The sequence below is a fragment of the uncultured Limnohabitans sp. genome (assembly GCF_937889215.1).
In the GTDB taxonomy this organism is placed as follows: domain Bacteria; phylum Pseudomonadota; class Gammaproteobacteria; order Burkholderiales; family Burkholderiaceae_C; genus Limnohabitans_A.
This window is the reverse complement of the sequence record NZ_CALBEX010000095.1, coordinates 1-12678: the sequence shown is the minus strand read 5'-3', so window position 1 is coordinate 12678 and position 12678 is coordinate 1. Positions and strand designations below refer to the sequence as shown.

Genomic DNA, 12678 nt, shown 5'->3' with positions numbered 1-12678 from the left:
GTTGCTTCATGATCAGCGCCACCGGGAGGCCCAAAATCAAAAGCGCCACGGCAAAGTCCGAAGAGCGCAACTGACCCTCTCGCTTTTGAAACCATGCCGCCAGCATCAGGGGCAACGCAATCTTCAAAATCTCACTCGGTTGAATCACCACACCCAAGTTGATCCAGCGCTGCGCGCCCTTTTTGGTGATGCCGAAAAGGGCCACTGCCACCAGCAAGATCACCCCCACCGTGTAAATGGGAACAGCCCACGCCATCATTTTGGAGGGCGGGATTTTGGCCACCACGAACATGATGACCGCGGCAATCAGCATGTTGCGGCCATGGTCTACAAAACGGGTGCCATGGTCAAAGCCCGAGGAATACATGATCAAAAGGCCCATGCACGCCAACATGAACACGGCAAAAGCCAAGGGGCCGTCAAACCCCCCCACCAAGCGCCACAGGCGCTGAGCCAAGGATGGTCTTTGGAAGACGGATGCGGAAGTCAGTGGAGGCTGGCGGGCTGTCATGTTGTGGGCCTGTCAGGCAAACTCACCTTTGGGGTCACGGCCCATCAGGGCCTGGACCGCCTCAAGGGCGCTCAAACGGCCATCCAACAAGGCCACCACCGCTTCGGTGATTGGCATTTCTACACCCAAATCGCGGGCGCGCTGCATGACGGTGCGGGCGCTGTACACCCCTTCGGCCACATGCCCCAAAGACGCGACGGCCTGCGCCAGAGTTTGGCCTTGGGCCAACAGCAAGCCAACTTTGCGGTTGCGGCTCAGGTCGCCGGTGGCCGTCAACACCAGATCGCCCAAGCCCGACAAACCCATGAAGGTATCGGTTTGAGCCCCCAGCGCAGACCCCAGGCGGGTCATTTCAGCCAAGCCCCGGGTGATGAGCGCTGCACGCGCATTCAAGCCCAGATCCAGGCCATCGCACAAACCCGTGGCGATGGCCAGCACATTCTTCACAGCACCGCCAACCTCCACACCCACGATGTCATTGTTGGCATAAACCCGCAAGGCGGGCCCATGAAAAGCTTGTACCAATGCCTCGCGCACACTGGCGTGAGTACTGGCCGCGACCAAGGCCGTGGGCTGGTGGCGCGCCACCTCTAGGGCAAAACTGGGGCCACTGAGAGCACCAGCCATCAAATCGGGGGCCACTTGGGCTTGGACCTCGTGGGGCATCAAACCGGTGTCCGACTCGAAGCCCTTGCACAGCCAAGCCACGGGCGATGTCACGCCCACCATGGCGCTCAGAACACCGCGCAAGCCCGCCATGGGTGTGGCGATGACGAACAGGGCGTCTTCGGCTTTTTGCGCCCACAAAGACGCCAGCGAGCCAGAGGAAATTTCAAGTGTGTCGGGCAAAGCAATGCCCGGCAAGTAGCGGGCATTTTGAGCTTGCTCACGCAAAACCCGCGCTTGGGTTGCGTCGCGCGCATGCAAACGCACCCTGTGCACCGCTGGGTGACGGCTGGCCGCCAAAGCCATGGCCGTTCCCCAAGCGCCAGCACCGATCAGGGTGATGTGCATGGCCCGCAAGCGCCTCGCGCTTACTGGGCGATGGCAGCGGCTTGTTCGGCTTGCTGCACTTGCTGCTGTTCGTACATCGCCTGGAAATTGATCTCGGCCAAGTGCACGGGCGGAAAGCCAGCACGCGTGATCAGGTCGGCCACATTGCCTCGCAAGTAGGGGTACACAATTTGCGGGCAGGCAATGCCCATGACGGGGCCCATTTGGTCTTCGGGCAGGTTTCGGATTTCAAAGATACCGCCTTGCTTGCACTCGACCAGAAACACTGTTTTATCCGCGATCTTGGTGTGCACGGTCGCGGTCACGCAAACCTCAAAAACGCCCTCGGCCACAGGCGTGGCTTCCACGCCCAACTGAATGTCAACATTAGGCTGCTGCTGGTCGAGCAAGATGGCGGGCGAGTTGGGTTGCTCCAGTGAAGCCTCTTTCAGGTAAACACGCTGAATTTGGAAAACAGGGGCTTGAACTTCTGGGTTGGGTGTCACAGCGGTATCGGGCATAGGAAACTCTTTAGAAAATGCAGGCACAGGGCAAAGCCCGGACCCTTGGGAAAGAAAGACCTGCGATTATCAGCGATGATCGCCGGCCACTGAGGAGGCCAAGGCTTGTGAAAACCCTGACAGGCCGACCAGTTTTCAGGCCGCTTGCAGCAGAGATTGCAACCCGCCCTGCGCGTCCAAGGCCATCAGGTCGTCGCAACCGCCCACATGGGTGCTGCCGATGAAAATTTGCGGCACCGTACGCCGTCCGGTGATCTGCATCATCTGGTCGCGCTGCGCTGCATCGGTGTCGATGCGGATTTCCTCAATCTGCTCAACGCCTTTGGCCTTGAGGATTTGCTTGGCACGAATGCAATAAGGGCAAACGGCGGTGGTGTACATCTTGACGGCTTGCATCGAAAAATCCTTCAATCAACGAACGTTGTAAGAGCCTTCAGGCCTTGTCGGTCGGCATGCTGGCTGCGGCCCAGGCCTTGAGGCCGCCGGAGAGCGACTGCACATTTTCATAGCCCAGCTTGCGAGCCGATGCCGCGGCTCGCGCCGAACGCGCACCCACCTGGCACACCATGATGACGGAAGTCGACTTGTTTTTCACCAACTGTGGCAACTTGTCTTCCAGCTGGCCCAATGGCACATTTTTGGCACCCATGACATGGAGACGAGCAAACTCATCGGGTTCACACACATCAATGACGATGGCCTTGTCACGGTTCATCAACTGCACCATGGCGTGCGGATCCAGCCCGCTGCCTTTGGTCAAAACCGGCAAAAGCAAAGCAAAACCCGAAGCCAGCGCCATGGCCAACAACATCCAGTTATCGAGGAGAAATTTCACGAATCAGACCTTTAGAGGCAAAAAAACAAAGGCCCAATCAAAGGCCAGCCAGCACCGATTCTAAAATGACGGGCTTATCCCCTGTTTTCACCCCCCTCTGCGGCGCTTCAGCTTATGTACAAACTTGTCCTCATTCGCCATGGCGAATCCACCTGGAACCTCGAAAACCGCTTCACCGGCTGGACCGATGTGGACCTGACCCCCACTGGCGTGAGCCAAGCCATGTCGGCGGGCAAATTGCTCAAGGCAGAAGGCTGGGACTTTGACCTGTGCTACACCTCGGTGCTCAAGCGCGCCATCCACACCCTCTGGTACACCCTGGACGAAATGGACCGCACCTGGTTGCCTGTGGTCAAGGACTACCGCCTCAACGAACGCCACTACGGCGCCCTGCAAGGTTTGAACAAGGCCGATATGGCCAAAGAGTTTGGCGATGAGCAAGTGCTGGTCTGGCGTCGCAGCTACGACACGCCACCGCCAGCGCTGACAGCCAGTGACACCCGCTGCGAGCGCGGTGACCGCCGTTATGCCGAAATTGACCCTGAAGCCGTGCCGCTCACCGAATGCCTGAAAGACACCGTGGCCCGCGTACTGCCCTTTTGGAAGAGCGCCATCGCGCCCAGCATTCGGTCGGGCCAACGGGTCCTGATCGCTGCCCACGGCAACTCTATCCGCGCCCTGATCAAGTACTTGGACCAAGTGTCCGAGCAAGACATCGTGGGCCTGAACATCCCCAATGGCATCCCGCTGGTGTATGAGCTCGACCAAGACCTCAAACCGATTCGTCACTACTACTTGGGCGATGCCGAAGCCGCAGCCAAAGCGGCCGCCGCCGTGGCCAGCCAAGGCAAAACCTGAGCCCCACCCAGCCTTTACAGGTTATTGCGCAGCCCGGCCCGCCCCACGGGGTTTCCGGGTGTATATTGATTCAATCTTTATGGCTTAAGCAGACTCGCAAAATGGGACAAAAACTCAAGATCGTCGGATGGCTCAGCGTAGGCGCCTTGGCGGGTGCCCTGACCACGGTGTCACTGCAAACCGTGGCACGCGGCAACATGGCCCCGTTGCCCCTGGAAGAGTTGCAGCAATTGGCCGCCGTGTTCAGCATGGTCAAAAGTGACTACGTCGAGCCTGTTGACGAGAAAAAACTGATCACCGAAGCCATCTCCGGCATGGTGGCCAGCCTGGACCCCCACTCCCAGTATTTCGACAAAAAAAGCTTCAAGGAATTCTCTGAAGGCAATTCGGGCAAATTTGTCGGTGTGGGCATTGAAATCAGCCAAGAAGATGGCTTGGTCAAAATTGTCTCGCCCATCGAAGGCTCGCCAGCCGACCGGGCAGGTCTCAAAACCAACGATTTGATCACCAAAGTCGACGACACCCCCTTGAAAGGTCTGTCGCTGAGCGAAGCCGTCAAACGGATGCGTGGTGAACCGCAAACCAAGGTGGTGCTCACCATCTTCCGCAAAGACGAAAACCGCAGCTTCCCGGTGACCATCATCCGTGAAGAAATCAAAACCCAATCGGTCAAGGCCAAATTGATTGAACCCGGCTTCGGCTGGATTCGCGTCTCTCAGTTCCAAGAACGCACGGTAGACGACTTCGCCCGTAAGATCGAAGAGATGTACAAGCAAGACCCCAAGCTCAAAGGCTTGGTGCTGGACTTGCGCAACGATCCCGGTGGTCTGCTCGACGCGGCTGTGGCCTTATCGGCAGCCTTTTTGCCTGAAAACGTCACCGTCGTCACCACCAACGGTCAGCTCGAAGAGAGCCGATTCAGTTACAAAGCCTCGCCACAGTTCTGGCGTCGCAACAGCAGCAACGATCCCATCACCCGCATGACCCAAGCCACGGGCGGTGCCTTGAAAACCGTGCCCCTGGTGGTGCTGGTCAACGAAGGCTCTGCTTCTGCCAGCGAAATCGTCGCCGGGGCTCTGCAAGACTACAAACGTGGCACCCTGATGGGCAGCCAAACTTTTGGCAAGGGCTCGGTACAAACCGTGCGCCAGCTCGGCCCTGACACGGCACTCAAAATCACCACGGCGCGCTATTACACCCCCAATGGACGGGCCATCCAGGCCAAGGGCATCGTGCCCGAGGTGATGCTGGACGAAACCGAAAACGGCAATGTGTTCTCTGCCTTGCGCACCCGAGAAGCCGATTTGGAAAAACACCTGAGCAACGGCAAGGACGCTGAAGAGAAAAAAGACCCTGCACGCGAAAAGGCCCAAGACGCGGCGCTCAAGAAGTTAGAAGAAGAATCCAAAAAGCCCTTGGCTGAACGGCGTTTGCCCGAATTCGGATCTGACAAAGATTTTCAGCTGAACCAAGCCTTGAACCAACTCAAAGGGCTGCCCGTGAAGGCCAGCACCACACTGGCCGAGCGCAAAGTCGAGACAAAAGACTGAGGGACAGCGATCGACGGAAGCGGCCCATGGACGACACGCAGCTGCTGCGCTACTCGCGCCACATCCTGCTCAATGAATTGGGCATTGATGGCCAAGAAAAATTGCTGGCTTCGCACGCCCTCATCATCGGTGCAGGCGGACTGGGCTCTCCGGTCAGCCTGTATCTGGGCAGTGCCGGGGTGGGCCACATCACCGTGGTGGACCACGATGAAGTCGATGCCACCAATTTGCAGCGCCAAATTGCCCACACCCTGGACCGCGTAGGCCAATACAAGGCCGATTCGGTCTGTACGGCCATAGGCCAGATCAACCCCGACGTGCGCGTGACACCCATCACCCAACGCGCCGATGCCGCTTTGCTGGGCACCTTGGTTGCCCAGGCCGACGTGGTGCTGGACTGCAGCGACAACTTTGAAACCCGCCAAGCTGTGAACCAGGCCTGCGTGGTGCACCGCAAACCGCTGGTTTCCGGTGCGGCCATTCGCATGGACGGGCAAGTTTCGGTGTTTGACAGCACGCAGGCCGATGCGCCCTGCTACGCCTGCATCTTCCCGCCTGAGCAACTGCCCGAAGAAACCCGCTGCGCCACCATGGGCGTGTTCGCACCGCTGGTGGGCATCATCGGCACCGTCCAAGCTGCCGAAGCACTCAAGATCCTGAGCGGCATGGGCAGCCACATGGCTGGCCGTTTGCTCATGCTCGACGGGCGCGAACTGTCTTGGACCGACATTCGCATGCGGCGCAACCCGCAGTGCCCGGTCTGCGCTGAGAATCGCCACTGAGTTCAGGGCGCTGAGTGCCCGTGGCAAGTGCCATGGAACTTTCTGAACAAGGGCGGCGACATGGCGCTCTGACTGGCCCCAAACAGCCCTGTCTTTTGTTTTTGGGCTTGTCGCTGCAAACCGGCATATGGCCCTTTGCCAGTGCGAAACCGGTAAGCCCAGGCCATGCCTGAGCGCACCATCTCAGCGCCTAAATCCACGCCATCGATCGACAAGCGTCCGATGTGTCGGCCATAGACATCCCGACCCACATCGACCACCTGAACCGTTTTGCGCAGTGCCATGCGCATCATGGCGTCGCGCGAGGCCTCGCCCCCAGGCTGACAGCTCTCTGGGGCGTCGATGCCATCAATGCGCAGCTTAACGGGCTCGCGCTGCCCCTCTCGCACCACCAAGACGGTGTCGCCGTCCATCACCCATCTCACCCAGCCCGTCCAAACTTCGGAAGCCTGAACAGCCCCAGTCCCCACCAGCAGCCATGCCAGCCAGCCGATACGAACCAGCCTCACCCGCCCTCCTTGCCGCGCTGGCCTTGGTGGCGATTGGCTTTGGGCAAATCCGGGCTGCGTGCTGCCAGCAAACTCTGCGCACGGGTTTGCATGCGCGACAGTGCTTCATCAAAAATAGCGGCTTCGTCGGGCTGCAACACGCTCAATATCTGAGCGTTGATGGCCTGAACCTGAGGCATCAAGACTTCGTAGAGTTGCCGCCCCGCATTGGTGAGCGACACCACGGCACTGCGCCGGTCATGCGCAGGCACCGTGCGCAGCACCAATTGTTTGTGGACCAAGGCCGTCAAAGCGCGTGAGGTTCGGGCCCGGTCACGGTGCATGCGCTCGGCCAAGGCCGATGGGGGCATGCTGCCGTTCTCGTACAACTGCCCAATCACCGACCATTCACGCCGCGTGATGCCATGACCCCCTTCGCACAAACGCACCACCATCAAGCCTGCCACGCTGGAGAGCTGCCCCAGCCGGTAAAGCAAAAGGTCATCGATCGTTGCCAAGCGTTGGGAGGGGGACAAGGCCATCAGGGTTTTCAAGGTGCTTGATTGTTTAGAACAATTGTCGTTCAAGACACTACATTCTGATCGGCAGCCGATTTTCAACCCGGGAATTTTGATGCCCGCAGAAGGAGACACCATGACAACAAAGCAGCACAACCGCCGCACACTGGCACGCTTGGCCTTGGGCGGCATCGCCCTGTGCCTGAGCACCTTGGCCCCCAGCTTGCAGGCGCAAGACAAACCGCCACTCAAGATTGTGGTGGGCTTTCCCCCCGGTGGCTCAGCCGATGTGCTGGCCCGCATGGTGGCAGACGCCTTGCGCAACGACTTTGGCAGCATCATTGTGGAAAACAAGCCCGGCGCAGGGGGGCGCATTGCGCTGAACGCGGTCAAGGTGTCCAAGCCCGATGGCCAGACCGTGATCATTTTGCCCAGCGGCCCCATGGTGTTGTTTCCCCATGTGTACAAAAAACTGGACTATGACCCGGTCAAAGACTTCACCCCTGTGTCACAAATTGCACGCTTTCAATTTGGCGTCGTCTCTGGCCCAGCCACCCAAGTCAAGAGCATCGCCGAGATGATCGCCAAAGCCAAGACCGACCAGGCTTCGGCCAGCTACGGCACACCCGGTGCGGGCACTTTGCCGCACTTCATGGGCGTGTTGTTGGAGCAGTCAACTGGCGTCACCCTCAACCATGTGCCTTTCCAGGGCGGCGCACCCGCCAACAATGCGCTGGCAGGTGGCCACATTGGCTACAAATTCGACGTGGTGTCCGAAACAGCCGAACTGCACCGAGCAGGCAAAGTCCGGATCATCGCGGTCACAGGCAGCCAACGCGACCCACAAGTGCCTGAAGTGCCCACACTCCAGGAGTCCGGCATCAACATGAGCGCCAACGCCTGGTTTGCCATGTATGGCCCGGCAGGCCTCAAAAGTGATGCCTTGGCGCGCCTCGAAAACGCCATGATGAAGGTCGGTCGCGACCCCGCCATGAAAGCCAAAATGCTCAAGCTCGGCTATGAAGCCATCGGCTCCAACTCGGCCGACCTGGCTGAGGCGCAACAAGCCGACCTCAACCGTTGGGAAAAGCCCATCAAAGCCACCGGCGTGAAGCTGGACTGAGAACAAAACAAGACCTCAAGGAGACTCTCATGAAACGCCATTTACTTCGAACCTGTCTGCTGGGCAGCTTGGCCCTGCTGTTGGGCACCACCGCCACCGCCCAAAGCGCCCCATGGCCGAACAAAACGGTCAAGTTTGTCAACAGCTTTCCGCCTGGTGGCCCCTCGGATATTCTGGCCCGATCCGTGGGTGATGTGCTGCAAAAACGTTTCAACCAGCCCTTTGTGGTCGAAAACAAACCCGGCGCTGCAGGCAATGTGGGGGCCGATTGGGTGGCCAAATCGGCAGGTGACGGCCTGACCCTGCTGTGGGGCATTGACACCACCCACACCATCAACCCGCACATTTACGCCAAACTGCCCTACCAGCAAAACGAACTCAAGCCCTTGGTGATCCTGTCCAGCTCTGGCCTTTTGCTGGGCGTTCACCCCAGCACCGGCATTCGCAATGCCAAGGATTTCCTCAACGCCGCCCGCAGCCAGACCCTGAACTTCAGCTCAGGTGGCAACGGCTCGCCGGGACATTTGTGGGTCAACATGGCCAACATTGGCGCGGCCACGCGCTTGGTACATGTGCCTTATCGGGGCAACTCGCCGGCCGTGCTGGCGGTGGTCTCTGGTGAGGTGCAAGGCGGCACCCTGGCCACACCCGGCATGCTGCCCCACGTCAAAGCGGACAAGATCACGCCCTTGGCGGTAACCAGCGCGACCCGCTCGCGTCTGGCCCCAGAAGTGCCCACCATGGCTGAGCTGGGTCTGCCTGATTTGCAAACCGAGGTGCACTACGTGGTGATGGCCCCTGCCAGCACGCCCGAACCCTTGATGCAAAGCATGGCGGCCGCCATCGTCAAGGCCCTGAAAACCCCTGCCCTGCAAACCCGACTGAACCAACTCGACATGGCCTACCTGGGGCTCACCGGTGCACCGGCGGCGCAGCGGCTGTCACGCCTTTACGACCAATACGGTCGCGTCATTCGTGCCACGGGCATGAAAGTCGATTGATCTGGCTTTTCTGGATGCCTCGCCCATGACCCAACGCCCCAACATCATTTTCATTGTGGCCGACGACCTCGGCTTTGCCGACTTGGGCTGTTACGGCGGCCGAGACGCGAAGTTCGGCCCCGTCTCGCCCGTGCTCGACCAACTCGCAGCGGGCGGACTCAAGTTCACGCAGGGCTATGCCAACTCGCCCGTGTGCTCACCCACCCGATTTGCCTTGATGACAGGGCGCTACCAGTACCGCCTGCGTGGCGGGGCCGACGAGCCCATCAACAGCAAAAGCAAAGGCAGCAAAGTTTTGGGCTTGCCCCCCGAACACCCCACGCTGCCCTCATTGCTCAAGGCCAGCGGTTACCGCACCGCCTTGATCGGAAAATGGCACTTGGGTTACCCGCCCCATTTCAGCCCGCTCCGATCGGGCTACGAAGAGTTCTTTGGCCCCATGTCTGGCGGGGTGGACTACTTCACCCACGCCGCCACCAATGGTGCGCCCGACCTGTACAGCGGTGAGGAAGAAAAGCCCGAAGAAGGCTACCTGACCGATTTGATCTCGCACAAGGCGGTCGACTTTGTGGAGCGCATGGCACCGGGCGCTGCACAAGGCACGCCCTTCTTTTTGAGCCTGCACTACACCGCACCCCATTGGCCCTGGGAAACCCGCGAAGACCATGCGCTGGCAGCTGAGGTCAAGGACAACCTGTTCCACCTGCATGGCGGCAACATCCACACCTACCAACGCATGATCCACCACATGGACGAAGGCATTGGTTGGCTGGTTGACGCGCTCAAAAAAACCGGGCAACTCGACAACACCCTGATCGTGTTCACCAGCGACAACGGCGGCGAACGCTTCAGCGACAACTGGCCTCTGGTGGGCGGCAAGATGGACCTGACCGAAGGCGGCATCCGTGTGCCCTGGATCGCGCACTGGCCAGAGGTCATTGCGCCGGGCGGCACATCGACCCAGCACTGCATGACCATGGACTGGTCCGCCACCATGGTGGCGCTGGCAGGTGCCAAGGCCCACGACGACTTGCCATTTGACGGCGTGTCTTTGGCCCCCGTGCTGCGCAATGCCCAGCACCAGTTTGAGCGCCCACTTTACTGGCGCATGAACCACCAGGGCCAACGCGCCTTGCGCCTGGGCGACTACAAATACCTGCGGGTGGACGGCAACGAGTATCTGTTCAACATCCCAGCCGACGAACGCGAACGCGCCAACCTGGGCGGACGCCTGCACGAACGCCTGCAAGCCATGCGCGCCGCATGGGAAGCCTGGGACGCCACCGTGCCGGCCATCCCGGAGGATGCGACCGTCAGCCTGGGCTATTCGGTCAAAGACATGCCTCAGCGCTGAAACCTTGGCGGCTAAGATCGGGCATGCCTGACATGCAACGCTTTTTAACTTTCCGCCATTGGCCCCGCCTGACCGTCCCACTGGCACGCACCGAGGTGCTGGCAGGCCTGACGGTCGCGCTGGTCATGATTCCCCAAGCCGTGGCCTATGCGGGTCTGGCCGGCATGCCTTTGGTGACCGGGCTTTACACCTGCTTGATTCCAGCGCTTTTGGCCGTGCTGTTTGGCAGCGCCAACCGCTTGTCGGTTGGCCCGGCTGCGCTCACTTGCGTGCTGATCGGTGCCTCACTCACCGGCATGGCCGAGCCTGGCTCGCCCGAATGGGTGGCACTGGCGGTGTGGTTGGCCCTGCTGTCGGGGGCCATTCAGTTGCTGCTGGGCCTGGGCAACTACGGTTGGCTGATCAACCTGGTCAGCGCCCCGGTCATGACCGGCTTCACCCAGGCCGCTTCTTTGCTGATCATGGCCTCGCAAGTGCCCGGTTTGCTGGGCGTCAAGGCTTGGAGCTGGAACGTGCAGCACTGGCCGGTATGGCTCAGCGGGTGGCCTGCGTGGTTTGGGCTGGGCAGCCTGGTCGTGCTGTTGCTGCTGCGGCGTTTCAAGCCGCGTTGGCCGGGCATCATGATCGTCATGGGCATGGCCTCGGCACTGGCTTATGCCACCGATTACCAAGCGCACGGCGCAGTCGTCGGCCTGTTGCCCTCGGGCCTGCCCGATTTTTACTGGCCCCAATGGCCGGGCCTGGACACGCTGAACCAACTGTGGGTGCCGGCCATGGTGATCGCGCTGGTCAGTTTTTTAGAAACCGCTTCGAGTGCCCGCATCGAGTGCCGACGCGACGGCAAGCGCTGGGACGACAGCACCGAGCTCTTCAGCCAAGGCTTGGCCAAACTGGCCTCGGCTTTTTCGGGCAGCTTTGCCACCAGCACTTCGTTTTCGCGCTCGGCCCTCATGCTGTATGCCGGGGCACGTTCGGGCTGGGCGGTGGTGGCTTCGGTGGGCTTTGTGCTGCTGGCTTTGCTGATCCTCATGCCCGCGCTGCAATTTGTGCCGCGCTCGGTCATGTCGGCGGCCGTGATTGTGGCTGTACTCAACTTGTTTCAGCCCCGCCAGTTTTTGAACCTCTGGCGCGTGGGCCGCATCGAGACCATGACGGCAGGCATCACCTTTGCCATGACCTTGCTGACCGCACCACGCATTTACTGGGGCGTGATGACCGGTGTGTTGGTGGGTCTGAGCCACTTCTTGCACACCCGCTTGCACCCGCGCATCATCGAAGTGGGCCTGCACCCCGACGGCAGTCTGCGCGACCGCCACCTTTGGAGGTTGCCTCCGCTGGCACCGCATTTGTATGCGCTGCGCATGGACGCCGAGCTGGACTTTGCCGCCGCCAGCGACTTTGACCGCGCCATCACCGACCACTTGGCACGCCACCCCGATGTGTTGCATGTTTGCCTGTTTGCCCAGCCCATCAACCGCATCGACGTGACCGGTACTGAAACCTTTGGCCAACTGCACCGCCAACTGGCCAGCCGGGGCATCACCCTGCACATCAGCGGGATCAAGCTGCCAGTAGAGACGACTTTGCGCCGAGCGGGAGAGCTGGCCGAGGGGCCCTGCCTGCAGCTCTACCGCACCGATGCCGAAGCCCTGCAGGCCCTGGCCCAACTGACCCCACTGCCCAACGACATCGCGGCTGCTGCAATTTGAACGGTTTCGGCCATCACAAGGTCATTGTTTCACCCAGATCGGCAGGGCCTGACTGTTCTGGATTTTTTCTCGCCGCGCTTTCACAGCCTCTCGCTCCAAACCGGCGGGCGCCTGAGTCAACACCGATAAATTGAGGAAACGCAGGTAAGTGGTTTTCTCAGGCCATTCACGCCCCACCACAATCTCCATCTCATCGGGCAAGCGCCAAACCGCTTGATAAGGGCCACTCTCTTCGCGGCCTGTCACGCGCAAAGGTGCCCCAAAGCGGCCCTCAATGCGCAGCTTCACATCCTCCACATGGGCATTGTCTGAAAAAGTCATGAACACATAGTCCACCCGGGCCAGCTTCTGCCCTTGGCGCGCATAGCTGAATTTCAGCTGCAGCAAGCCAGGCATCAAATTGGGGGCCTCGTAAATATCTTCTTGAAAGGCCCC

General features: G+C 60.2%; 15 protein-coding genes. 7 read left to right on the top strand and 8 right to left on the bottom strand.

Annotated features, from left to right (window positions below; translation table 11 throughout):
• The 5 genes from Q0341_RS02405 to Q0341_RS02385 all read right to left on the bottom strand — a co-directional run.
• Window positions 1–511, bottom strand: a 511-nt coding sequence (locus Q0341_RS02405; protein WP_299510300.1) for an FtsW/RodA/SpoVE family cell cycle protein, incomplete at its 3' end; no start/stop codon positions are given.
• A 12-nt stretch (window positions 512–523) separates the two neighbouring features.
• Window positions 524–1525, bottom strand: coding sequence for an NAD(P)H-dependent glycerol-3-phosphate dehydrogenase (locus Q0341_RS02400; RefSeq protein WP_299510299.1), 1002 nt, complete (start codon window positions 1523–1525; stop codon window positions 524–526).
• Window positions 1526–1545: 20 nt separating this feature from the next.
• Complete coding sequence (gene secB / locus Q0341_RS02395; protein WP_299510298.1) at window positions 1546–2025, bottom strand: protein-export chaperone SecB; 480 nt, start codon at window positions 2023–2025, stop codon at window positions 1546–1548.
• 135 nt (window positions 2026–2160) lie between these two features.
• Complete coding sequence (grxC, locus tag Q0341_RS02390) at window positions 2161–2421, bottom strand: glutaredoxin 3 (protein WP_299510297.1); 261 nt, start codon at window positions 2419–2421, stop codon at window positions 2161–2163.
• A gap of 37 nt (window positions 2422–2458) precedes the next feature.
• Window positions 2459–2860, bottom strand: coding sequence for a rhodanese-like domain-containing protein (locus Q0341_RS02385; RefSeq protein WP_299510296.1), 402 nt, complete (start codon window positions 2858–2860; stop codon window positions 2459–2461).
• Between the two features lie 114 nt (window positions 2861–2974).
• Here Q0341_RS02385 and gpmA point away from each other — a divergent pair, with 114 nt between their 5' ends.
• The 3 genes from gpmA (at window position 2975) to moeB (ending at window position 6050) form a co-directional block, all read left to right on the top strand.
• Window positions 2975–3718, top strand: a complete 744-nt coding sequence (gene gpmA, locus Q0341_RS02380) for a 2,3-diphosphoglycerate-dependent phosphoglycerate mutase (RefSeq protein WP_299510295.1) — start codon at window positions 2975–2977, stop codon at window positions 3716–3718.
• Window positions 3719–3819: 101 nt separating this feature from the next.
• Window positions 3820–5268 (top strand): S41 family peptidase, encoded by a 1449-nt coding sequence (locus Q0341_RS02375; protein ID WP_299510294.1) that lies wholly within the window; start codon window positions 3820–3822, stop codon window positions 5266–5268.
• A 26-nt stretch (window positions 5269–5294) separates the two neighbouring features.
• A complete protein-coding gene (gene moeB, locus Q0341_RS02370; RefSeq protein ID WP_299510293.1) occupies window positions 5295–6050 on the top strand; it encodes a molybdopterin-synthase adenylyltransferase MoeB in 756 nt (251 codons plus the stop codon).
• A 2-nt stretch (window positions 6051–6052) separates the two neighbouring features.
• On the opposite strand, the gene Q0341_RS02365 is transcribed toward moeB, so the two are convergent.
• Together Q0341_RS02365 and Q0341_RS02360 are read right to left on the bottom strand one after the other, a co-directional pair.
• Window positions 6053–6559: a thermonuclease family protein gene (locus Q0341_RS02365; protein WP_299510292.1), complete on the bottom strand. Its 507-nt coding sequence runs from the start codon at window positions 6557–6559 to the stop codon at window positions 6053–6055.
• Window positions 6556–7092: a MarR family transcriptional regulator gene (locus tag Q0341_RS02360; RefSeq protein WP_299510291.1), complete on the bottom strand. Its 537-nt coding sequence runs from the start codon at window positions 7090–7092 to the stop codon at window positions 6556–6558. The genes Q0341_RS02365 and Q0341_RS02360 overlap by 4 nt, the downstream gene beginning before the upstream one ends.
• Before the next feature lie 100 nt (window positions 7093–7192).
• Between Q0341_RS02360 and Q0341_RS02355 the strand changes: the two genes are divergently transcribed.
• From Q0341_RS02355 to Q0341_RS02340, 4 genes are read left to right on the top strand one after another with little or no spacing between them, the layout of a single operon-like run.
• Window positions 7193–8179 (top strand): tripartite tricarboxylate transporter substrate-binding protein, encoded by a 987-nt coding sequence (locus Q0341_RS02355; protein WP_299510290.1) that lies wholly within the window; start codon window positions 7193–7195, stop codon window positions 8177–8179.
• Window positions 8180–8208: 29 nt separating this feature from the next.
• On the top strand, window positions 8209–9180 hold the full coding sequence (locus Q0341_RS02350; RefSeq protein WP_299510289.1) for a tripartite tricarboxylate transporter substrate binding protein: 972 nt from the start codon (window positions 8209–8211) through the stop codon (window positions 9178–9180).
• 25 nt (window positions 9181–9205) lie between these two features.
• Entirely contained in the window at window positions 9206–10534 is a 1329-nt protein-coding gene (locus Q0341_RS02345; protein WP_299510288.1) for a sulfatase-like hydrolase/transferase, read from the top strand.
• 23 nt (window positions 10535–10557) lie between these two features.
• Window positions 10558–12243, top strand: coding sequence for a SulP family inorganic anion transporter (locus Q0341_RS02340; RefSeq protein ID WP_299510287.1), 1686 nt, complete (start codon window positions 10558–10560; stop codon window positions 12241–12243).
• Between the two features lie 21 nt (window positions 12244–12264).
• Here Q0341_RS02340 and Q0341_RS02335 read toward each other — a convergent pair.
• A partial coding sequence (locus Q0341_RS02335; RefSeq protein WP_299510286.1) for a hypothetical protein occupies window positions 12265–12678 on the bottom strand: 414 nt, incomplete at its 5' end.